Genomic DNA, 21630 nt, shown 5'->3' with positions numbered 1-21630 from the left:
TCAGCCGATCGGGCCGACGCCGAGCACCGTGAGCGCCACGGCTCCGGCCTCGTCGCTCGCCGCGAGGTCGACCAGCACGGTGATCGCCCAGTCGTGGTCGCCGTCGGCGTCGTCCAGCACCTGCCGCACCCACCACGTGCCGGGCGGGACGGTGCCGCCGTCGGCGGGGCTGTCGGAGCCGCCAGGTGCGGCGGGGACCGCGGCGCCCGGCTCCAGGATGGTCAGCAGGCCCGCCGCCCGGGCCGCGGCGTCCACCCCGATCGCGTCGTCGCCCTGCGCCACGAACAGCGGGTCCAGCGCGTCCTCCCACGCCTCGGCATCCCAGCCGGGCGTGCTCGACGCCACAGCCAGCGCGGCGTAGTCCTCCCGCGCCGCGAGCTCCACCAGGCGGAACGTCGCGTTGCGCACCAGACGGCGGAACGAGCGCGGGTTGCCCGTCAGGGGGCGGGCAGGAGCCTCGGCACCGGCCTCGGCCAGCTCGCCGTCCACCACCGTGTCCGCGTCGTCGTCGACCGGGTTGGCGAGGCGCTCCCACTCGTCCAGCAGCGAGGAGTCCACGCCGCGCACCAGCTCGCCCAGCCACTCGACGATCTCCTGCACCTCCTCGGTGCGGTGCTCGTCAGGCACCACCTGCCGCAGCGCCCGGTAGGCGTCGGCCAGATACCGCAGCACCACGCCCTCGGTGCGCTCGAGCTGGTAGCGGGAGACGAGCTCGGCGAACGTCATGCCGTGCTCGACCATGTCCCGCACCACCGACTTGGGGGCCAGCTCGGCGTCGGCCACCCACGGGTTGCTCTGCTTGTACGTGGCGAACGCCGGCTCGAGCAGCTCGGCCAGCGGGCGCGGCCACGTCACGTCCTCGAGCAGCGCCATGCGCTCCTCGTACTCGATGCCCTCGGCCTTCATCGCCGCGACGGCCTCGCCGCGGGCGGCGTTCTGCTGGCCGTACAGGATCTGCCGCGGGTCGTCGAGCGTGGCCTCGATGACCGAGACGACGTCGAGGGCGTGCGTGGGGCTCTCGACGTCGAGCAGGTCCATGGCCGCCAGCGCGAACGGCGACAGCGTCTGGTTGAGGGCGAAGTCGCGCGGCAGGTCCACCGTGAGCCGCACGCTGGGACGCCAGCCCTGCGGCCGCGAGGAGTCCGGCACCCGCACCTTCTCGACGACACCGGCCTGGCGCAGCGAGCGGTAGATGCGGAACGCCTGGCGCACGTGCTGGGCCTTGGCACCGTCGGGGTCGTGGTTCGCGGTCAGCAGGTGCCGCAGCGCGTCCACCGGGTCCGTGCCGCTCTCGCCGCCGCGCGTACGGGCGAGCACGTTGAGCACCATGGCGTGCGACATCTTGAAGTGCGACGTGAGCTGCTCGGGCTCGGCGTCCCGCAGCCGCTCGAACGTCGAGTCCGTCCAGTTGACCGACCCGGCCGGCGCCTTCTTGCGCACGATCTTCTTGAGCTTCTTCGGGTCGTCGCCCGCCTTCTGCAGGGCGCGGCGGTTCTCGATCACGTGGTCGGGGGCCATGACGATGACCTCGCCCACCGTGTCGTACCCCGCCCGGCCGGCCCGGCCTGCGATCTGGTGGAACTCGCGCGCGGTCAGGTGCCGCATGCGCTCGCCGTCGAACTTCACCAGGCTGGTCATCAGCACCGTGCGGATCGGCACGTTGATGCCCACGCCGAGGGTGTCGGTGCCGCACACCACCTTGAGCAGCCCCCGCTGGGTGAGGCGCTCGACCAGGCGGCGGTACTTGGGCAGCATGCCCGCGTGGTGCACGCCCACCCCGTGCCGCAGGAACTTGCTGAGGGTCTTGCCGAACCCCGTGCCGAAGCGGAACGCGCCGATCTCGGCCGCGATGGCCTCCTTCTCCGACTTGCTGGCCACGTTCATGCTCAGCAGCGACTGCGCCCGCTCGACGGCGTCCTTCTGAGTGAAGTGCACCACGTACACCGGGGCGCGGTGCGTGGTCACCAGCTCCTCGATCACCTCGGTGAGCGGCTCGACGACGTAGTCGAACGTGAGCGGCACCGGACGCTCGGCCCCCGCCACCTCCGCGACGGGGCGGCCGGTGCGCGCCTCGATGTCCTCCCGCAGCCGGGTGGTGTCACCGAGGGTCGCCGACATGAGCACGAGCTGGGTGCGCGGCAGCTCCAGCAGCGGCACCTGCCACGCCCAGCCGCGCTGCGGGTCGCCGTAGTAGTGGAACTCGTCCATCACCACCTGGGCGATCGCGTCCTGCGGGTCCGCGGGCTCGCCGCCGCGCCGCAACGCCAGGTTCGCCAGGATCTCCGCGGTGCAGCAGATGATCGGGGCGTCCGCGTTGACCGCCGAGTCGCCCGTCATCATGCCCACGTTCCGGGACCCGAACGCCGCCACCAGGTCGAAGAACTTCTCGCTCACCAGCGCCTTGAGCGGGGCCGTGTAGTACGTGCGCCCGCCGCGCCCGGAACGGTAGGCGGCCAGCGCCGCGAACTGCGCCCCCATCGCCACCATCGACTTGCCCGACCCGGTGGGGGTGGCCAGGACCACGTGCGACCCGGTCATCACCTCAAGGAGCGCCTCCTCCTGGTGCGGGTACAGCGGCCTGCCGCCCTCGGCCGCCCACGCCGAGTAGGCCTCGAAGAGGGCGTCCGGGTCCGGGTCCTTGCCCGTGGGGGCGGGCAGGAACGGGATCAGGGTGCCCGCGGGGCGAGGAGCGGCGGAGGCCGTGGTGGTGGTCATCGCCGGCCATTCTTCCAGCCTCCCCGTGCGGGTCCTTCGCCCGGCGCGTGGCGGAACCGTGGAGCACGGTCACGACCGTGACGTGCGCCGGCTGTGACATGTGCCGACCGCGCGGCGAACCGGGGAGGGGGCGCGGATCATGGGGAGCATGAGCGAGGAAGACGACGGCATCATCTTCCGCACCCGCAAGTGGGTGCGGCCCGAGGACCTCAACGCCAACGGGACCCTCTTCGGCGGCAGCCTGCTGCGCTGGATCGACGAGGAGGCCGCGATCTACGCGATCATCCAGCTCGGCAGCGAGAGCGTGGTGACCAAGTACGTCTCGGAGATCAACTTCGTCAACTCGGCCCGGCAGGGCGACATCGTGGAGATGGGCCTGCGGGCCACGCGGTTCGGGCGCACGTCGCTGACGATGCGTGCCGAGGTGCGCAACCTGTTCACCCGGGAGCAGATCCTCGTGATCGAGAAGATGGTGTTCGTGCACCTGGGCCCGGACGGGCGCCCGGCCCCGCACGGATACTCGACCATCACGTTCGAGCGCAACCGCATCCCGGAGCGGCACCGTGACGTGCTGGACCGGGCGGTTGCGGACGGCTGACACGGCCGCGAGGCTTCCGGCCATGACCGACGTCAGCGCCCGCACCATCGACCTCGACGGCTTCAGCGCCTACCGTGCCGTCCCGCCAGAGGGAGCGCCGATCAAGGGCGGGCTCGTGCTGGTGCACGAGATCTGGGGCCTGGTGGAGCACATCAAGGACGTCGCCGCGCGCCTGGCGGCGCAGGGCTACGTCGTCGTCGCACCGGACGTGCTCAGCCACGGCGGGGTCACCCCGCAGGTGGGTGCCGAGCTGGAGCGGCTGCGGGAGTCCGGCGACGAGGAGGAGCGCACGCGCCTGCAGCCGCGCATGCGTGAGGCGCTGACCGTGGCGAACCAGCCGGAGTACGGGGCGTGGGCGGTGGGTGCCCTGCGCCGGGTGGTCGACCACCTGCTCACCGAGCCCGGGGTGGACGGCCGGGTGGGTGTGACCGGGTTCTGCTTCGGTGGCAGCTACACGTTCGCCCTGGCAGCGGCCGACCAGCGTGTCCGCGCGGCGGCGCCGTTCTACGGGGCGCCGCCCGCAGCCACCGACTACGCGGGCATCGCCTGCCCGGTGCGGGCCTTCTACGGACGTGAGGACCCGGGCCTCATGGAGGGGCTGCCGCAGGTCGAGGCGGGCATGCGCGAGGCCGGCGTCGACTTCGAGGCCACGGTGTACGACGGCGCCGGGCACGCGTTCTTCAACGACACCAACAGCCGCGCCTACCACGCCGACGCCGCCTCGGACGCGTGGCGGCGGCTGCTGGCGTTCCTCGACGACGCGCTGTCCCGGCCCGCGGCCTAGGCGCCCCGAGCACGGTCGCGGCGCGAACCCGCGACGGCTGGCGGTACCGGCGCACCGGTCAGGCCGGCAGCGCCTCGCACAGCACCAGGAGACGCCGCCGCAGCGTCTGGGCGCGCTCGGCGAACTGCCGCTGCCGGCGCACGTACTCTGCCTTGCCCTCCGGCGTCTCGATCGCCAGCGACTCCAGCCCGTACGAGGTGACGTCGTAGGGCGATGCCTGCATGTCCGTGTACCGGATGTCCCGTGCCAGCTCGAACGCGTCCAGCAGCAGGTCGCCGGGGGCAGCAGGGCCCAGCTTGAGGCACCACTTGTACAGGTCCATGTTCGCGTGCAGGCAGCCCGGCTGCTCCATCGCCACCTGGCGCTCGCGGGTGGGCCGGAGCTGGTTGCGGTCCCGGGCCTCGGGCGTGAAGAACCGGAAGGCGTCGATGTGGGAGCAGGTGATGCGGTGCGACTCGACGACGGCGTCCGTGCCTGACCCGCCCAGCCGCAGCGGCAGGGGGTGGCGGTGGTCGCGGCCCTTCTCGGCGTCCTGGTACACCATCGCCCACTCGTGCAGGCCGAAGCAGCCGAACGTGCCGGGACGCGAGGCCGTCGCCCCCACGAGGGAGCGCACGTAGCGCACCGTCTCGCCCCGGGCGGCCACGAAGGCCTCGACGTCGAGCGTGACCCCAGCGCCGCCCGCCGTCTCGACCCGCCGGTACCAGCGCCAGCCGAGACGCTCGTCGTCGGGTGCCACCTCGAGCACCACGCCGGGGCCGGGGTGCCAGCGTCGCAGCTGTCCCGGCCGGGTGGGGTAGTAGGTGAACAGGAAGTCCTCGATCGCGTGCTTGCGCCCGGCGTCGTGCGCCTGGCGCCAGACGGCCGTCAGCGCGTCCGCCCGCTCGGCGTGGGCGGCCGCCGCCGCACGCCACGAGGGCTCGCCGAGGGCGTCGGGCCGCACGGCAGGGTCGGAGAGGGACACGCCTCCAGGGTAGGTGGCGCTCAGGGGGCCTCACGCCGGGCGAGGTGCCGGGGCACGAGGCGCAGCGCGCCGTCGCGCGCCCGCCCCGCGGTACCGTCCGCCATCGCGACGCGCCCCATCAGGCGCGAGGCGCGTGCGACCGACTGGGCGTGCCGCCGCCGTCGGCGGTCGTAGGTGCGCAGCACCTCGTCCACGCCGTGCAGCTCCCGCAGGCCCCGTGCGAGGGCCGCGACGTCCAGGAGCGCCTGGGTGGCGCCCTGCCCGACGTTCGGGGTCATGGCGTGGGCGGCGTCGCCCACCAGGGCGACACGGCCGCGCACGAACGTGGGCAGGGGACGAGCCAGGTCATAGCCGTCCGTGCGCACCACGGCGCCGGTGGCCTCGATCACGGCACGGACCGGCGCGTGCCAGGTGCCGAACCGGGCGAGCGCCTCGGTACGAGGTTCGGGGACACGGCCGTCGGCCGGGGCCTTGGCCGCGGCGAACCAGTAGGCCCGCCCGTCCAGCAGGGGCACGAGACCGACCATCGCGCCGTGGCCCCAGCTCTCGCTCATACGCCCTCCGAGGTCGAACGGCTCGCGCGTCACGCCCCGCCAGCTCGTCCAGCCCGCGTAGCGCAGGCCGGGGTCGAGGCCCAGAGCGGCACGGGCCCGCGAGCGCACGCCGTCCGCGGCGACGACGACGTCGTACGCGTGCTCCTCGTCGCCGAGGAGCACGCGCGGGCCACCCGCGGTGGGCACGCGGGCCTCGGTGCCGAGACGCACCTCGCCGGCCGCGCCGGCCAGAGCCTGGTGCAGCTCGGCGCGCGACAAGGTGGTCAGGCCCAGGCGGCGGGCCGGCACGGAGAGCACCTGGCGGCCGTCGGGCCGCAGCAGCGCCGCCGACGTGGCGCGCTCGCCGCCGGTGACGGCGGCGACGACGTCGTCCAGCCCCAGGTCGCCCAGCGCTCGCAGCGCGTCCGGGGACAGCGAGATGCCGGCCCCGACGGGCAGCAGGCTCGGGGCCTGCTCGAACAGGTCGACGTCGTGCCCGTCACGCCGCAGCCCTGCCGCGAGCGCGAGCCCCGCGATCCCCGCGCCGACGATGCCTACCCGCAGGTGCTGCACCTCAGGCTCCCGGCGGGAAGATCGTGTCGAGCTCGGCGAGGTCGGCCGCGCTGGGCTCCCAGGTGCCGGCACGGGCGTTGCGCTGCACCTGCTCCGGGGTGGTGGCCCCGGCGATGACGCTGGCGACCTGCGGCTGGGCGAGCAGCCAGCCGAACGCGACGTCGACCTCCTGCACACCGCGCTCGGCGGCGAAGGCGTGGAGGGCTCGCAGGGCGTCCCACGGTGCGGCGGCGAGCTGGGCGTCGCGCTCGGCCAGGCGCGAGCCGGCAGGCCGTCGTCCTCCCAGGTACTTGCCGGTGAGCAGCCCGCTGGCGAGGGGGAAGTAGGGCAGCACGCCGAGCCCGAACGCGCGGGCGGCGGGGATCGTCTCCTTCTCGATGCCGCGCTCGATCAGGTTGTAGTGGTCCTGGGCGGAGACGAACCGGGTCGTGCCCAGGCGACGTGCGGCGTGCTCGGCGTCCGCCACCTGCCATCCGGCCAGGTTGGAGTGACCGACGTACCGCACCTTGCCGGCGGTGACGAGGTCGTCGAGCGCGGCGAGCGTCTCCTCGACCGGGGTGAGCGGGTCGGGGCGGTGCAGCTGGTACAGGTCGATCCAGTCGGTGCCCAGGCGGCGCAGCGAGGCCTCGACGGCCCGTACGACGTAGCGGCGCGAGCCGCGGGCGCCGAAGTCCTCGCCGTTGGCCCCGCGCATGTCGCCGCCGAACTTCGTGGCCACCACGACGTCGTCGCGGCGGCCGCGCAGCGCCCCACCGAGCAGCTCCTCCGAGAGGCCGGGCCGGCCGCCGTAGATGTCGGCGGTGTCGAAGAAGGTCACCCCGGCGTCGATCGCGGCGTGGACGACGGCGGCAGCCCCCTGCGCCGACTCGCTCGCGCTGCCGGGGCGGCCCAGGTTGTTGCAGCCGAGGCCGACGGCGGAGACGACGAGCCCGCTGCTGCCGACCCGGCGGAGGCCGACGGCCGTCCCGTCCGAGGCTTGGTGCGGATTTGGTGATCCTGTGGTCGACGCCATATCCGGAGGCTACCGTGGGCGTGTGACCCGCACCCTGCCCTTCCGACAGGTCGACGTCTTCGCCTCGGGCCCGCTGCTCGGCAACCCGCTCGCCGTCGTCCACGACGCCGACGGCCTCACCGAGGAGCAGATGGCCGCGTTCGCCCGCTGGACCAACCTCTCCGAGACCACCTTCCTCCTGCAGCCCACCGTGGCGGGCGCCGACTACCGGGTGCGGATCTTCACCCCCACGGGCGAGCTGCCGTTCGCCGGGCACCCCACGCTGGGCAGCGCCCACGCCTGGCTCGAGGCCGGCAACAAGCCCTTCGGTGCACCGACCAGCACCGACGTGGTGCAAGAGTGCGGTGTCGGGCTCGTGACCGTGCGCCAGACCCTGGTGAGCGGGGGAGGGGTGCGCCTGGCGTTCGCCGCCCCGCCTCCCACGCGCTCCGGCCCGCTGACGCCGCCGCAGCTCCAGCGTGTCACCGCGGCGCTGCGGGTGGCGCCCGACGACGTCGTGGACGCGGAGTGGGTGTCCAACGGCCCGCGGTGGGTGGCGGTGCGCCTGCGCGACGCCGCGGCCGTGCTCGCGCTCGAGCCCGACCTGGAGCGGTTCCGCGCCCCCGGCGAGGAGGACCTGGAGATCGGCGTCGTCGGCCCCTGGGTGGACGAGGACCCCGCGAACCCGGGCGACGCCGACGTCGAGGTGCGCGCGTTCCTGCCCGACCGCGAGGACCCCGTCACCGGCTCCCTCAACGCGGGCCTGGGCCGGTGGCTGGCGGGCAGCGTGCTGCCCGCGAGCTACGTCGCGTCCCAGGGCACGGCGCTGCGCCGGCGGGGCCGCGTCCACGTGGACCTGGAGCGCGACGGCCGTGTGTGGGTCGGCGGCTCCACGCTCACCACCGTCAGGGGCTCGGTGACCCTGTAGCACCACCGCGCGCAGGCCGGGCGCTCGCGGCACGGGCCGCCACCCAGCCCACCAGCCGCTCGAGCGGACCGCGCCCCACCAGCGCCCGCCAGGTGGTGGCCGCGGCAAGCGTGACCAGCACCATGACCGCCAGCGGCACGTTGCTCTCGGGCACCAGCAGGTCGAGACCGAGCAGCCGCAGCCCCCACACGGCCACGATGTGCGCGGTGTACACGGTCAGGGCCAGGGCTCCGGTCGCGGCGAGCGGGGCCAGCACCCGCGCGGCAGGGCGTCCCACGTGGAGGCACAGGCCGAGCACGGCGAGAGCGAACCCGCCCGAGCCCAGCGCCTCGAGCGTGGTGTCGTCGTGCGGGCCGTCCAGCAGCAGCCCGGCCACGGGAGGCCACGGGGCGTCCCACGCCCACGGCTGCGAGCGCTCGAGGCTCGAGGCCGCCGTCACCTGCTGCTCGATCGACGCCCGGCCCCCGGCGGCCGCGGTGAGCGCGGCGGACGCGAGGGCCGAGGCCGACCAGGCGCTGAACCCGCCGACCACCAGGCCGGTGCGCAACCGGTCCGAGCCCAGGTCGCAGCGGCCGACCGCCAGGCCCGCGAGCACGAACGCCATCCACACCACGGCGGGGTAGTGGCCGGTCAGGAGGAAGTACGTGACGGCGCCGTCGCCGTCACGAGGCAGGCGCAGGCCCGCGCGGGCCATCGCCTCCGGTCCCCAGTAGGCCAGCACGGGGCCGACGACGGCGACCACGACGGCGATCGCCGCCAGCCGGCGCGCCGGCAGGCGCAGCGCCGGGAGCGCCAGCACGAAGTAGGCGGCGTAGAACCCGAGGATGACGAAGACGCGTGTGCCCAGGGCGTCCAGCACCGCCCCCACGGCCAGGAGGCACAGCGCACGCACCAGCAGGCGCAGCCGGGCGCGCACCAGGGGTTCGCCGTCGAGCGGCGTGCGGCCACCCGTCACGAGCGCGAGCGACACGCCCGCCACCGTGGCGAACAGGATCGAGGAACGCCCGTGCGCCAGCGACAGCCAGCCCTCGACCGTGCCGAGGTCACCGCTGGTGACGCCCACGTGCGCCGTGAACATGCCCAGGACCGCCAGGCCGCGCGCCACGTCCACGCCGGCCACGCGGCCGGGACCGCCGAGGAGGCGCTCGGCGAGGTGACGGCGCTCACGGACCATGTCCGCGATCCTTCCACGCACCGGTCCGCTGCGTGGGACCGGGCGTGAAACGGCGGGCGACCGTGGCTAGCGTGTGCGCCATGACCGTTCCGGAGACTCCCGCAGGCGCCGATCTCACCGACGCGATCGAGGCGCCCAGCTCGCAGCACACCGTCCCGAGCAAGGAGTCGGAGTCCTACACGCACGGCCACCACGAGTCGGTGCTGCGCGCCCACCGCGCCCGCACGGCGCAGAACTCGGCGGGGTTCCTGCTGCCGCACCTGCGCGACGACATGTCGCTGCTGGACGTCGGCTGCGGGCCCGGTACCGTGACGGTGGACCTTGCGCGCATCCTCGCCGGTGGTGAGGTCGTGGGCGTCGACGCCTCGGAGAAGGTGCTCGAGGCCGCCCGGCAGCACGCGGACGCGCTCGGGTTCCCCAACGTGCGGTTCGAGGAGGCCAACGCCTACGAGCTGCCGTTCGAGGACGACACGTTCGACGTCGTCTACGCCCACCAGCTGCTGCAGCACCTGTCCGACCCGGTGGCGGCGCTGCGCGAGATGAAGCGCGTCGCCAGGCCCGGCGGCCTCGTGGCGGTGCGGGACGCGGACTACGCGGCCATGGCCTGGTACCCGGACTCGCCCGGCCTCGACGAGTGGAACACCCTCTACCACGAGGTCACGCACGCCTACGGGTTCGAGCCCGACGCCGGGCGCCGTCTCTTCTCCTGGGCCCAGCAGGCCGGGTTCGACGTCGCCCAGATCGTGCCCAGCGCCTCGTCCTGGTGCTACGCCACGCCCACCGACCGGCAGTGGTGGGGCCAGGTCTGGGCCGAGCGCTGCGTCGAGTCCAACTTCGCGGTGCAGGCGCAGGAGTCGGGCCTGGCCGACGACGTCGCGCTCGAGCAGCTCGCGCAGGACTGGCTGGCGTGGGCGCAGGCGCCCGACGGCTGGTTCGCGATCCTGCACGGCGAGGTGCTGGCCCGCGTCTGACGCGTACCCTTCATCCGTGCGCATCGCTAGGTTCACCACCGGAGACGACCCCCGTTTCGCCCTCGTGCAGCACGAGGGCGACCGCACCTACCTCGCCGTGCTGGGCGGTGACCCGCTGTACATGCCGGCCATGCCCACGGGCGAGCGGATCGAGCTCGGTGACGGCGTGCGGCTGCTCGCCCCCGTCATCCCGCGCTCCAAGGTCGTGGCCGTGGGCCGCAACTACATGGACCACATCCGCGAGATGGGCAACGAGGTGCCCACCGAGCCGATGCTGTTCCTCAAGCCGAACACGGCCGTCGTGGGCCCGGACGACCCGATCGTGCTGCCCGACTGGACGCAGGAGGTCAGCTACGAGGCCGAGCTGGCCATCGTGATCGCCAAGGTCTGCAAGGACGTCACGCCCGAGTCGGCGCGCTCCTACGTGCTGGGCTGGACCGTGGCCAACGACGTCACGGCCCGTGACGCCCAGCGCACCGACGGCCAGTGGGGCCGAGCCAAGGGCTTCGACTCCTCGTGCCCGATCGGGCCGTGGATCGACACCGACCTGGACCCGGAGGACGTCGCCGTGCGCTCGCGCGTCAACGGCGAGGCGAAGCAGGACGGCCGCACGGCCGACATGATCTTCGACGTCGACTACATCGTGTCCTACGTGTCCCAGGCGATGACGCTGCTGCCCGGCGACGTGGTGCTCACCGGCACCCCGGCCGGGGTGGGTCGCATCGAGTCCGGCGACGTCGTCGAGTGCGAGGTCGAGGGCATCGGCGTGCTGCGCAACCCCGTGGTGCGCCGGGACTACTGACGCCGGGTCGCGCGTTGCGCCTGCCGTGAGGATCGCACTCTTCGGGGCAGGCAAGATCGGGACCGTGCTGGCGCGCCGCGCCGTCGACGCCGGGCACGAGGTCCGCGTCGTGGGCTCGCCGCGGCAGGACCCGCTGACGCTCGGGCTCATCGTGGGGTCGATGGTGCCCGGAGCCACCGCGGTGGGCTCGGACGCGGGCGCGGACGTCGCGGCCTGGGCCGACGTCGTGCTGCTGGCGGTGCCGCTCTCCCGCTCGGCGGACCTGCCGTACGCCGCGTTCGAGGGCCGGGTCGTGGTGGACCTCATGAACCACTGGGAGCCCGTGGACGGGCCGATCGAGTCCGTGCTGCCCGCCGCCGACCACGCCGCCGGCACGAGCGCTCACGTGGCCGGTCGCAGCCCCGGTGCCCGCTGGGTGCGCACGCTCAACCACCTCGGGTACCACGACGTCGAGGAGGCGGCGCGCCCGGCGGGCGCTCCCGACCGCCTGGCCGTGGGCGTCGCCTCCGACGACGCCGGTGCGCGGACGGTGGCGGCCGAGCTGGTGGACTCCCTCGGGTTCGACCCCGTGGAGCTCGGACCGCTCGCCGCCGGGCGGCTGCTCGACGCCGGCGGGCCGGTGTTCGGCACCCTGCTCACGGCGGCCGGGCTGCGGGCCCTGGCGCGGGCCGAGGCGGAAGCTGCCGCCTGACACGCCGCCACCTGACGCGCCGCCGGCGGCCACGAGACGATTGCGCTGGTGAGGCGCCCTCCGGGAGCATGGGCGCGTGAACGGGCGACAGGCGGTGGGAGCGGGGCTGGCCGCCGTGGCGGCGATGGCCGCGGGGTTCGCCGCAGGGCCGGTGGCGCTGGGCTCGCCACCACCGGCAGCCGTGCCGGCCGCCACCGTGACGGTCGCGCCGGTCGTCGCGGTCGCCAAGGGAACGCCGCCCGCGCCCGGGGCGCGCGAGCCCGCCGTGGACGGCACGCGCTACGACCTCGCGGCCCTGCCCGTGGTCGACGTGTTCGCGGTGCGCCCGGAGCTGCCCGTGGACGACGACCCGGGCGGCGACCTGACCGGTCTGGTGGCGCACCCGAGCGGTGCCGCGGCCCCCGTGTTCGCGGAGCCCGGGACCGCGCCCGTGGCACGGCTGCCGCGGACGCTGCAGTTCGGCGGGACCACCGTGCCGGTCGTGGTTCAGCACGAGCACTGGCTACGGGTGCTGCTGCCCGGGCGGCAGGCCCCGCCGTCGTCGGGCGACCCCGGTCAGCTCACCGGCTGGGTCCGGGCCGCGGACGTCGAGGTGGCGCCCGCGGTGGCGCAGGTCGAGGTGGACCTCACCGCCCGCACGGTCGACGTCGTGCGTGGTGGCGAGCGCGAGCGCGTGTCCGACGGCTTCGCGTGGGGCACCGCGGCCACCCCGACGCCGGTGGGCCGCACGTTCGTCATGACCACGCGCGTCGACCGGTCGTTCGCGTTCACCCGCGGCCACCCCATCGTCTACCTGGGCGTCCAGTCGCCGACGCTCGACGGGTTCAGCGGGGCCGACGTCGCGGTCACCGCGTTCCACTACCACGACGTGCGCACGGGGCCGGTCTCCAACGGCTGCATCCGGCTCGGCGCGGAGGCGCTGGCCCGGCTCGCCGAGCTGCCCGAGGGCACCCCGGTGACCGTCCGCGCCTGACGGTGGCCGGCCCGCGGGCGAACTAGGCTCTTGCCCGTGATCCCCGCTGCTGGTTCTTCCGACGTCCGTGTCCGCTTCGCCCCGTCCCCCACGGGCATGTTCCACGTGGGCGGTGCGCGCTCGGCGCTGTTCAACTGGGCGGTGGCCAAGCGTGCCGGCGGCACGTTCGTGCTGCGCATCGAGGACACCGACGCCGCCCGCAACAAGCCCGAGTGGGTCGAGGGCATCCTCACCGCGATGGCGTCCCTCGGCATGCACGAGCAGGACCCGACCTTCGAGGGCCCGTACTTCCAGTCCCAGAACGTGGCCCTGCACCAGGAGGCCGCGGCGCGGCTCTTCGAGGCGGGGCGCGCCTACTACTGCGACTGCACGCGCGACGACGTCGTGGCGCGCACCGGGTCGCAGCACCTGGGCTACGACGGCTACTGCCGCGACCGCGGCCTGGCGTACGAGGCCGGTCGTGCCCTGCGCTTCCGCACCCCGGACGAGGGCGAGACGCAGGTGGTCGACCTGATCCGCGGCAACCCGTCCTTCCCGAACGACGCCATCGAGGACTTCGTGGTGGCGCGCGGCGACGGCTCGCCGGTGTTCCTGCTCGCCAACGTCGTCGACGACATGGACGAGCGCATCACGCACGTGATCCGCGGCGAGGAGCACCTGCCCAACACGCCCAAGCAGCAGCTGCTGTGGGAGGCGCTGGGCGCCACGCCGCCCGTGTGGGCCCACCTGCCCGTCATCGTCAACGAGAAGCGCCAGAAGCTCTCCAAGCGTCGTGACAAGGTGGCCCTCGAGGACTACCTGGCCGACGGCGTGCTGCCGCAGGCGATGGTCAACTACCTCATGCTGCTGGGCTGGGCGCCGGGCAACGACGAGGAGATCCTTCCGTTCGAGGAGCTCGTCTCGCGCTTCGACATCGCGGACGTCAACAGCTCCTCGGCGTTCTTCGACATCAAGAAGCTGACCGCCTTCAACGGCGAGTACGTGCGTGCGCTGTCGGAGGCGGAGTTCGTGGCGGCGTGCGACCCGTGGCTGCACGCGCCCCGTGCCCCGTGGAGCGAGGAACAGTTCGACGCCGAGGTGTTCGCCGCCGTCGCCCCGCTCGCCCAGACGCGCGTGGCCCTGCTGAGCGAGATCACCAACAACGTGGACTTCCTCTTCCTCGACGAGCCGGTCTTCGACGAGCAGTCGTGGAACAAGGCCATGAAGGAGCCGGCTGCCGCGCTCCTGGCCGACGCCCGCGAGGCGCTCGCGGCGCTCGACCCCTGGGAGGCGGAGCCGCTCAAGGAGACGGTGACCGCGGTGGGGGAGAAGCACGGCCTCAAGCTCGGCAAGGCCCAGGCGCCGGTGCGCGTGGCGGTGACCGGCCGGACGGTGGGCCTGCCGCTGTTCGAGTCGCTGCAGGTGCTGGGGCGGGAGAAGACCCTGGCACGCGTGGACGCCGCGATCGAGAAGCTGCGGTGACCGGCGCGGCCGGCGCGCCGGTGGTGGACGGCGTCCTGTTCGACGTCGACGACACGCTGGTCGACACGCGTGCGGCGTTCGGCGAGGCGGTCGCGGCCGTGCGGCGGGAGTTCCTGCCGCACGTACCCGCCGCGCGCGAGCCGGAGATGCTCGCCGTCTGGCGTGACGACGTCCACGGGCACTACCGCGCCTACACCCGCGGCGAGCTCGGCTTCGACGAGCAGCGGCGCCTGCGCGCCGACGAGCTGCACGTCGCGTTGGGCGGCCCCCGCGTGGACGTGGATCTCTACCCGCGGTGGGTGGAGGTGTTCTGGGGTGCCTTCGAACGCTCCTGGGAGGCGCACGACGACGTCGCGGCGACCCTCGGCGCCCTCGTGGCGGCCGGTGTCAGCATCGGGTCGGTGACCAACGCCCGTGTGGCGCTCCAGGAGTCCAAGCTGGCCACCGCCGGGATCGACGGCGTGCCGGTGCTCGTGGGCGTCGACACGCTCGGGTTCGGCAAGCCGGACCCGCGCGTGTTCCTCGAGGCGTGCCGCCTGCTCGGCACGGACCCCGCGCGCACGGCGTACGTGGGAGACGAGCCCGACGTCGACGCTCGCGCCGCCGCGGAGGCCGGCCTCGTAGGGGTGTGGCTGGACCGGCCGGGGATCCGCCGCGAGGGCCCCTCCGCCGGATCGCCCGACGACGCCGCGCTGCCAGGGGTGCACCGCATCACCGGGCTCCACGAGCTGCACGGGGTGCTGGGCCTGGCCTGAGACCGCCGCACCGCGGTGCGGCCGTGGCCGCTCTCCTGGTGCCGTCCTGGTGCGCTCCCGGCGTGCTCGCGGTGTGCTCGCGGCGCGCCCTGGTGCGTCCGGGCGCTCGGTAGGGTCGGCGGCGTGGAACGGGTCGAGGAGCGCGAGGGCTCGTCCCTCGGACGCTGGGGGACGGCCGCGGCCGCGGTGGTGGCCACCGTGGCGCTCGCGGTCGCGCTCGTGAGGATCTGGAACCTGATCGTGCCGCACCCGCCCGGCACGGTGTGCTCCTTGCCCCTGCCGCCGCCGCCCGGGTGCGACGGCGGCGCGCGCCTCCCGTTGGCCGTCGCCTGGACAGCGATCCTGGCGGCGGTCTACCTGGGGGCCGCAGCGTGGGCGTTCGCTCGCCCTCAGCGGCGCACGGTCGTCACCGGGGCGTCCGCTGCGGTGCTCGTCGTGCTCGCTGCCGTGGCCCACCACATGGTCTGGACCGTGCCCTGGAGGTGAGCGGAGGGAGGAGCGGGGAGGCCGAGCCGTCCGCGTGACGGAGACCACCCGCCGCAGGTCGCGCCTCGTTTTGGTCCCCGGCCCTGCGTCCGGTAATGTTCTCAGCCGTTGGCCCCCACGGGACGCGCCGGTGAAAGTCGGATTTGTCCTGAAGGTCAGACACCATGGGGTATGGTGTAATTGGCAGCACGAGTGATTCTGGTTCACTTAGTCTAGGTTCGAGTCCTGGTACCCCAGCGCAGCATCCATCTCCGATGGTCATCAGCACTGATGGCGATCGGATAGGATTCTCCGGCACGCCGATCCGCAAGGATCGACGAGTCATAGGCCCCCATCGTCTAGCGGCCTAGGACGCCGCCCTCTCACGGCGGTAACGCGGGTTCAAATCCCGCTGGGGGTACGCATCGGTTCCTTCGGGAGCAGGATGTCCTGGCCCCCATCGTCTAGCGGCCTAGGACGCCGCCCTCTCACGGCGGTAACGCGGGTTCAAATCCCGCTGGGGGTACCACGCGAGAAGCCCGGTCCACACGGACCGGGCTTTCGTCGTCTTTTGGGGCGTGGAAGGCCGGAGGGGCGCGGGAGCATCAGGACGTCGACGCCCGGCGCTCCATCCACGTCTCCGCCTCGACGAGCGGTGTCCACCCCAGCTTCTCGTACACGCGCCGGCCCTCGTCCGACGCTTTGAGCGCCACCCTGCGGAGTCCCAGCGGCTCCAGGTCGGCCACCACCCCGGCCACGAGGGCGTGGCCGAGACCCCGCCCGCGGTGAGCCAGGTCGACGACGACGTCGGCCAGCCACGCGAACGTCACGGCGTCGGTGACCACGCGGGCGTATCCCACCTGCTCGCCCGCCTCGCTGTACACGCCGTAGTTGCGCGAGCCGGCGATCACCGCCTCCTGCACGGCACGCGTCCGGTCCGCCGCCCAGAAGGCGTACGAGGTGAGCAGCTCGTGGACCCGCGGGTGGTCGAGCCGGGCAGGGTCGGCGGAGAAGGCGTACCCCGCGGGGAGCGCGATGGTGGGCGTCGACATGACGGCAGTGAACCATGCGGGCGGGCCGAGCGGGTCGGCTGCACGCGGACTGGTCAGTCGCGGGGCGGGCGAGGAGCCCACGGCGGCGGCGTGGTCCAGCCGGGCTGCTCCGGCGGCGTCGACGGGTGCTCGTCGGCCAGGTGCTCGTCGGCCAGGTGCTGGTCGGCTGGCGGGCTCGCGGGACGTGGGTCGACCGAGCGTGCGTCGGCAGGACGGGGGCCGACGATCGGTGCTTCGTCGTCGTGCCCCGGCGGTGCCGGCGGAGGCGGGGGGACCGCGATGTGCTGCGTCGTCGGGCGCGGGCCCTCGCGGCGTGCGCGGCCGGGCACCACGACCACCGACCGCGCCCCGTCCCGAGGGGCGGGTGCGGGCCGGGCGGGCGCCTGGACCGCCCGCTGCAGGGGTCGGGAGCGCGGTGTCTGCTGCCGGGGCGGGGGAGCGCTCTGCTCCACGGGGGTGCCGTCGTCGTGCACGTCGCTCCCGCTGGGGAGGAAGATCTCCGCGCACAGGGTGCGGTAGGTGGCGTCGGGACGGGGCACGTAGTCGACCTGGCGCAGCGCCTGGTCCTGCCCGGCCGACTCCATGACGAACCGCCCGTAGCCGAGCACCTGGCCGACGGGCGTGCGGCTGTAGCCCATGTCGGTCACCTTGCGCAGCGGCATCATCGCGACCTTGTGGATCACGAGGCCGTAGAGGAGCAGGAGCCGCTTGTCGGTGGCCACGAACCACACGTGCCGCCACTCGAGCCACTTGAAGGCCAGGCGGCCCAGGGCCACGAACCACGCGACCCACAGCCAGCCCGCCGCCTCCTGGAGGCCGGGCGGCACCGCCGCCACGATGCTGCCGACCACGAGGAAGGCCGCGACGGTCGTCGCCACCGGCTCCAGCAGGGAGGCCCAGTGCTTGCGCGTGGCCAGGACCACCTCCTCGGAGTCGAGGACGTAGCGGCGCAGGTCCGGGTTCCCGAGGGCGGGGACGCGTGGCTCCGGGAGCACGAGCGCTCCGGGTCAGGCCGTCAGGCCGGCGAAGAACTGGCCGAAGCTCGAGAATGCGTTGGTCACGACGTCCCACACCGCCTTGACGATGTCCGACGCCCGGTCGGGGCTCTGCACGATCGCGTAGATCAGGAAGATCACGACGACCCAGATCAGCAGGGTCTTGGCCTTCGCCGGCATCGGGTCCTCACGCAGGTCGGGGCGGGGGTGCGGGGAGTCGCACCTCGGAGCAGGGTAGTGACGGCCGGGCGGTTCGCCCGGTTCATTCCCCGGCGCGTCACTGCCCGCAGGTCACTCGCCGGCGCGGCGCAGCACCTCGGTGAGGCGGTTGGCGGCGGCCACGACGGCAGCGGAGTGGAGGCGGCCCGGCTGGCGCGTGAGGCGCTCGACGGGGCCGGACACCGACACCGCGGCCACGACCTTGCCCGACGGCCCGCGCACCGGGGCGGAGACGCTGGCGACGCCGAGCTCGCGCTCGGAGACGGACTGGGCCCAGCCGCGGCGGCGCACGCCCGAGAGGATCGTGGCGGTGAAGACGGCCTCCCGCAGTCCGCGGTGCAGGCGGTCCGGCTCCTCCCAGGCGAGCAGGATCTGCGCGGCCGAGCCGGCGTGCATCGTCAGGGTGGCGCCCACGGGGATGGAGTCGCGCAGCCCGACGGGACGCTCGGCTGCGGCGACGCACACGCGGTGGTCGCCCTGGCGGCGGTAGAGCTGGGCGCTCTCGCCCGTGTGGTCGCGCAGCGCCGTGAGCACCGGGTTCGCGGCGGCCAGCAGCCGGTCCTCGCCGGCCGCGGTGGCGAGCTCGTTGAGGCGCGGCCCGAGGATGAACCGCCCCTGCATGTCGCGTGCCACGAGGCGGTGGTGCTCGAGCGCGACCGCGAGGCGATGGGCCGTGGGGCGTGCGAGCCCGGTGGAGGCCACGAGCTGGGCCAGGGTGGCCGGTCCGGCCTCGAGCGCGCCCAGCACGGACGCGGCCTTGTCCAGAACGCCGACTCCGCTAGTATCGTCCATAAGGCGATATTGCCGTCTCGGCTAGTGAGATTGCAAGTCGACGCACCGAAGCCCTGTGAGAGGGACCCGAGGAGGGATCACGATGGCCGGCACGCTGGCGGAGAAGGTCTGGGACGCGCACCTGGTGCGCCGTGGCGCGAACGGAGAGCCCGACCTCCTCTACATCGACCTCCACCTCGTGCACGAGGTGACCAGCCCCCAGGCGTTCGAGGGCCTGCGCCTCGCCGGCCGCCCCGTGCGCCGCCCCGACCTCACCATCGCCACCGAGGACCACAACACCCCCACGCTCGACATCGACCTGCCCATCGCGGACCTCACCAGCCGCACGCAGATCGAGACCCTGCGAGCCAACGCGCGAGAGTTCGGCGTGCGCCTGCACTCCCTCGGCGACGCCGACCAGGGCATCGTGCACCAGGTGGGCCCCCAGCTCGGCCTCACCATGCCGGGCCTGACCGTCGTCTGCGGCGACTCGCACACGTCCACGCACGGCGCGTTCGGCGCCCTCGCGTTCGGCATCGGCACGTCCGAGGTCGAGCACGTGCTGGCCACCCAGACCCTGCCGCTCGCCCCCTTCAAGACCATGGCGATCACCGTCAACGGCCAGCTGCCGCCCGGCGCCACCAGCAAGGACATCATCCTGGCGATCATCGCCAAGATCGGCACCGGCGGCGGCCAGGGCTACGTGCTCGAGTACCGCGGCGAGGCCATCCGCAGCCTGTCGATGGAGGCGCGGATGACCATCTGCAACATGTCCATCGAGGCCGGGGCCCGCGCCGGCATGATCGCCCCGGACGAGACCACGTTCGAGTACCTCAAGGGCCGCCCGCACGCCCCCGAGGGCGCCGACTGGGACGCCGCCGTCGAGTACTGGCGCACGCTGCGCACCGACGACGACGCCACGTTCGACGCCGAGGTGGTGCTCGAGGCGGCCGACCTCGAGCCGTTCGTCACCTGGGGCACGAACCCCGGCCAGGGCCTGCCGCTGTCCGCGAACGTCCCCGTGCCGGCCCAGATCGCCGACGAGAACGAGCGCGTCGCCGCCGAGCGCGCCCTGGAGTACATGGGGCTGGAGCCCGGCACCCCCCTGCGGGACATCGCCGTCGACACCGTGTTCATCGGCTCCTGCACCAACGGGCGCATCGAGGACCTGCGCTCGGTCGCCAAGGTGCTGCAGGGCCGCACGAAGGCGGACGGCGTGCGCGTGCTCGTCGTGCCGTCGTCGGCCCGCGTGCGCCTGCAGGCCGAGGCCGAGGGCCTGGACGTCATCTTCAAGGAGTTCGGCGCCGAGTGGCGCAACGCCGGCTGCTCCATGTGCCTGGGCATGAACCCCGACCAGCTCGCACCGGGGGAGCGGGCGGCGTCGACGTCGAACCGCAACTTCGAGGGGCGTCAGGGCAAGGGCGGGCGCACCCACCTGGTCTCGCCGCTCGTGGCGGCGGCCACGGCGGTGCGCGGCACCCTCTCCTCGGTGGCCGACCTGGACCTGCCTGACGGCGTGGACCTGACCACGTTCGACGGCTCGCCGCTCGCCCCCCTGGCCGAGCCCTCGCTGGTCTGACCCGCAGCACCCGGAAGGAACCGTCATGGAGAAGTTCACGACCCACACGGGCGTCGGGGTGCCGCTGCGACGCAGCAACGTCGACACCGACCAGATCATCCCCGCCGTCTACCTCAAGCGGATCACCCGCACCGGGTTCGAGGACGCGCTGTTCGCCGCCTGGCGCGGCGACCCCTCGTTCGTGCTCAACCAGGACGCCTACAAGACGGGCTCCGTGCTCGTGGCGGGCCCCGACTTCGGCACCGGCTCCTCGCGCGAGCACGCCGTCTGGGCGCTCAAGGACTACGGCTTCAAGGTGGTGCTCGCCTCGCGGTTCGCGGACATCTTCCGCGGCAACTCGGGCAAGCAGGGCCTGGTGGCCGGCATCGTGGCGCAGGAGGACGTCGAGCTCCTGTGGAAGGTGCTGGAGACCAAGCCGGGCACCGAGGTGACGGTGGACCTCGAGCACCGCACCGCGCAGGCCGACGACGTCACCGTGCCGTTCCAGATCGACGACTACACGCGCTGGCGCCTCATGGAGGGGCTGGACGACATCGGCCTGACCCTCTCGCACGAGGAGGACATCGCGGCGTTCGAGGCGCAGCGTGAGCCGTGGCGGCCGCGCACCCTCCCGGCCAAGCACCTGCCCACCGTGCCGGTGGAGCCGGCGCGTCCGGTGCGTGCCTGACCGGCGTCGTACCTCGGCACGGCCCAGGGGCCGCTCGCGCTCACAGCGCGGGCGGCCCCTGCCGCACCTTCTCCAGCAGGGACTCCGCCGTCACCGTGGCCGGGTCCCACCAGGACTCCACCCACCACGTGGCCCCGGCGTCCGCGGCCGCCCGGGCCTGCTCCGCCGCGCGTGAGGGGTCGGGATCGAGGCGGCCCTGCACGACGACGTCGAACGCCGTGCCGTCACCCGCCGCGTCCGCGCTGCGCTGCTCGCGCAGCCACGCCGTCAGCTCACGCACGTGCTCCGGCCCCGCCTCGGCGTCCTCCGGCGACTCGCCCCGCACCTGGGGCACGACGCCGTCCCACCGCAGCGCGCGCCGCAGGCTCTTGAGCGGCGGGCGCTCGGCGTCCCACACCGCCACCGGCCACACGGGCACGCGGCCGCGGACCGGCGGCTGCGGGAACCGGAACGGACCCGTGGTCAGGTGCTCGCCGTCGAACGCGAGCTCCTCGCCGGACCACGAGCGCTCCAGCCACGCGAGCACCTCGTCCAGCAGCGCCGCACGGTCCTTGAGCGAGGTCGGCTGCCCCGGCACCGAGGTGAACGCACGGTCGGTGGGCACGCCGACGCCCACCGGCAGCACCAGCCGGCCGCCCGAGAGGTGGTCCACCGTGAGCACCCGCTGCGCCAGCTCCCACGGCCGGTGCCGGGGGACCGCGAAGACCATCGCGCCCAGCGTGATCCGCTCCGTCACCACCGCAGCCCCGGCCAGCACCCCGAACGGGTCCCACGTGGGTGCGGCGTCGAAGCCCTCCTCGGCCAGGCTCACCCCGTCCCACGTGAAGAACCCGTCCCAGCCGTGCCGCTCCGCCTCCTGGGCGAGCCGCACCATCTCGGCGGGCGTGCCGTAGCTGCCCACGAACCCGAACCGCATCGTCCGACCTCCTCCTGCGGTGCCGCCACCCTGGCGCGCACCGCCGTCCGCGC

At 73.9% G+C, this 21630-nt stretch carries 22 protein-coding genes and 3 tRNA genes; 15 read left to right on the top strand and 10 right to left on the bottom strand.

The features are described from left to right. Positions 1–2715 carry a DEAD/DEAH box helicase gene (locus DNL40_RS12855; protein ID WP_111251649.1) on the bottom strand — a complete coding sequence of 905 codons (2715 nt, stop codon included), beginning with the start codon at positions 2713–2715 and terminating at the stop codon, positions 1–3. Between the two features lie 148 nt (positions 2716–2863). On the opposite strand from DNL40_RS12855, the gene DNL40_RS12850 reads away from it, so the two are divergent. Together DNL40_RS12850 and DNL40_RS12845 are read left to right on the top strand one after the other, a co-directional pair. Further along, positions 2864–3313, top strand: coding sequence for an acyl-CoA thioesterase (locus DNL40_RS12850; RefSeq protein ID WP_111251648.1), 450 nt, complete (start codon positions 2864–2866; stop codon positions 3311–3313). 22 nt (positions 3314–3335) lie between these two features. After that, the gene (locus DNL40_RS12845; protein ID WP_111251647.1) at positions 3336–4097 is read left to right on the top strand and encodes a dienelactone hydrolase family protein; all 762 of its coding nucleotides are present in this window, start codon (positions 3336–3338) and stop codon (positions 4095–4097) included. 58 nt (positions 4098–4155) lie between these two features. Here DNL40_RS12845 and DNL40_RS12840 read toward each other — a convergent pair whose 3' ends face one another. Genes DNL40_RS12840 through DNL40_RS12830 form a run of 3 tightly spaced genes read right to left on the bottom strand, consistent with a single transcriptional unit; the run spans position 4156 to position 7179 of the window. After that, a complete protein-coding gene (locus tag DNL40_RS12840; RefSeq protein ID WP_425450782.1) occupies positions 4156–5061 on the bottom strand; it encodes a 3-methyladenine DNA glycosylase in 906 nt (301 codons plus the stop codon). A 20-nt stretch (positions 5062–5081) separates the two neighbouring features. Next, the gene (locus DNL40_RS12835) at positions 5082–6167 is read right to left on the bottom strand and encodes an FAD-dependent monooxygenase (RefSeq protein WP_179951073.1); all 1086 of its coding nucleotides are present in this window, start codon (positions 6165–6167) and stop codon (positions 5082–5084) included. A 1-nt stretch (position 6168) separates the two neighbouring features. Then, the gene (locus tag DNL40_RS12830) at positions 6169–7179 is read right to left on the bottom strand and encodes an aldo/keto reductase (RefSeq protein ID WP_111251645.1); all 1011 of its coding nucleotides are present in this window, start codon (positions 7177–7179) and stop codon (positions 6169–6171) included. A gap of 22 nt (positions 7180–7201) precedes the next feature. On the opposite strand from DNL40_RS12830, the gene DNL40_RS12825 reads away from it, so the two are divergent. Then, complete coding sequence (locus DNL40_RS12825) at positions 7202–8086, top strand: PhzF family phenazine biosynthesis protein (protein ID WP_218926065.1); 885 nt, start codon at positions 7202–7204, stop codon at positions 8084–8086. Here the strand turns inward: DNL40_RS12825 and DNL40_RS12820 are convergent. Beyond that, the gene (locus tag DNL40_RS12820) at positions 8064–9260 is read right to left on the bottom strand and encodes a heparan-alpha-glucosaminide N-acetyltransferase domain-containing protein (RefSeq protein WP_111251644.1); all 1197 of its coding nucleotides are present in this window, start codon (positions 9258–9260) and stop codon (positions 8064–8066) included. The two genes, DNL40_RS12825 and DNL40_RS12820, sit on opposite strands and share 23 nt — an antisense overlap. A gap of 80 nt (positions 9261–9340) precedes the next feature. Here DNL40_RS12820 and DNL40_RS12815 point away from each other — a divergent pair, with 80 nt between their 5' ends. The 10 genes from DNL40_RS12815 (at position 9341) to DNL40_RS12770 (ending at position 15907) form a co-directional block, all read left to right on the top strand. Further along, positions 9341–10231: a methyltransferase domain-containing protein gene (locus tag DNL40_RS12815; RefSeq protein ID WP_245885907.1), complete on the top strand. Its 891-nt coding sequence runs from the start codon at positions 9341–9343 to the stop codon at positions 10229–10231. A gap of 16 nt (positions 10232–10247) precedes the next feature. After that, positions 10248–11033 (top strand): fumarylacetoacetate hydrolase family protein, encoded by a 786-nt coding sequence (locus DNL40_RS12810; RefSeq protein WP_111251643.1) that lies wholly within the window; start codon positions 10248–10250, stop codon positions 11031–11033. Between the two features lie 25 nt (positions 11034–11058). Then, the gene (locus tag DNL40_RS12805) at positions 11059–11724 is read left to right on the top strand and encodes an NADPH-dependent F420 reductase (protein ID WP_111251642.1); all 666 of its coding nucleotides are present in this window, start codon (positions 11059–11061) and stop codon (positions 11722–11724) included. A gap of 76 nt (positions 11725–11800) precedes the next feature. After that, entirely contained in the window at positions 11801–12697 is an 897-nt protein-coding gene (locus DNL40_RS12800) for a L,D-transpeptidase (RefSeq protein ID WP_245885906.1), read from the top strand. Positions 12698–12733: 36 nt separating this feature from the next. Beyond that, entirely contained in the window at positions 12734–14158 is a 1425-nt protein-coding gene (gltX, locus tag DNL40_RS12795) for a glutamate--tRNA ligase (RefSeq protein ID WP_245885905.1), read from the top strand. Beyond that, positions 14155–14913 (top strand): HAD family hydrolase, encoded by a 759-nt coding sequence (locus DNL40_RS12790; protein WP_111251640.1) that lies wholly within the window; start codon positions 14155–14157, stop codon positions 14911–14913. Before gltX ends, DNL40_RS12790 begins: the two co-directional genes overlap by 4 nt. Before the next feature lie 123 nt (positions 14914–15036). Continuing rightward, complete coding sequence (locus DNL40_RS12785) at positions 15037–15399, top strand: hypothetical protein (RefSeq protein WP_111251639.1); 363 nt, start codon at positions 15037–15039, stop codon at positions 15397–15399. 165 nt (positions 15400–15564) lie between these two features. After that, positions 15565–15636 (top strand) — tRNA-Gln (locus DNL40_RS12780). A 90-nt stretch (positions 15637–15726) separates the two neighbouring features. After that, a tRNA-Glu gene (locus tag DNL40_RS12775) sits at positions 15727–15799 on the top strand. 32 nt (positions 15800–15831) lie between these two features. Continuing rightward, a tRNA-Glu gene (locus DNL40_RS12770) sits at positions 15832–15907 on the top strand. 76 nt (positions 15908–15983) lie between these two features. On the opposite strand, the gene DNL40_RS12765 is transcribed toward DNL40_RS12770, so the two are convergent. The 4 genes from DNL40_RS12765 to DNL40_RS12755 form a co-directional block, all read right to left on the bottom strand. Beyond that, entirely contained in the window at positions 15984–16430 is a 447-nt protein-coding gene (locus DNL40_RS12765) for a GNAT family N-acetyltransferase (protein ID WP_111251638.1), read from the bottom strand. 53 nt (positions 16431–16483) lie between these two features. Further along, a complete protein-coding gene (locus DNL40_RS12760; protein WP_111251637.1) occupies positions 16484–17425 on the bottom strand; it encodes a PH domain-containing protein in 942 nt (313 codons plus the stop codon). A 12-nt stretch (positions 17426–17437) separates the two neighbouring features. After that, positions 17438–17605: a hypothetical protein gene (locus DNL40_RS16495; protein WP_179951072.1), complete on the bottom strand. Its 168-nt coding sequence runs from the start codon at positions 17603–17605 to the stop codon at positions 17438–17440. Positions 17606–17716: 111 nt separating this feature from the next. Further along, entirely contained in the window at positions 17717–18436 is a 720-nt protein-coding gene (locus tag DNL40_RS12755) for an IclR family transcriptional regulator (RefSeq protein ID WP_111251636.1), read from the bottom strand. An 82-nt stretch (positions 18437–18518) separates the two neighbouring features. On the opposite strand from DNL40_RS12755, the gene leuC reads away from it, so the two are divergent. Together leuC and leuD are read left to right on the top strand one after the other, a co-directional pair. After that, positions 18519–19994 (top strand): 3-isopropylmalate dehydratase large subunit, encoded by a 1476-nt coding sequence (gene leuC / locus DNL40_RS12750; RefSeq protein ID WP_111251635.1) that lies wholly within the window; start codon positions 18519–18521, stop codon positions 19992–19994. Positions 19995–20019: 25 nt separating this feature from the next. Further along, positions 20020–20661 (top strand): 3-isopropylmalate dehydratase small subunit, encoded by a 642-nt coding sequence (gene leuD / locus DNL40_RS12745; protein WP_111251634.1) that lies wholly within the window; start codon positions 20020–20022, stop codon positions 20659–20661. A gap of 40 nt (positions 20662–20701) precedes the next feature. Here leuD and DNL40_RS12740 read toward each other — a convergent pair whose 3' ends face one another. Beyond that, the gene (locus DNL40_RS12740) at positions 20702–21577 is read right to left on the bottom strand and encodes an LLM class flavin-dependent oxidoreductase (RefSeq protein WP_111251633.1); all 876 of its coding nucleotides are present in this window, start codon (positions 21575–21577) and stop codon (positions 20702–20704) included. Positions 21578–21630: the final 53 nt, after the last annotated feature.

The sequence above is a fragment of the Xylanimonas oleitrophica genome (assembly GCF_003244315.1).
GTDB lineage: Bacteria > Actinomycetota > Actinomycetes > Actinomycetales > Cellulomonadaceae > Xylanimonas_A > Xylanimonas_A oleitrophica.
Note: the sequence above shows the minus strand (reverse complement) of the source record. Positions and strands in the feature narration are given on the sequence as shown.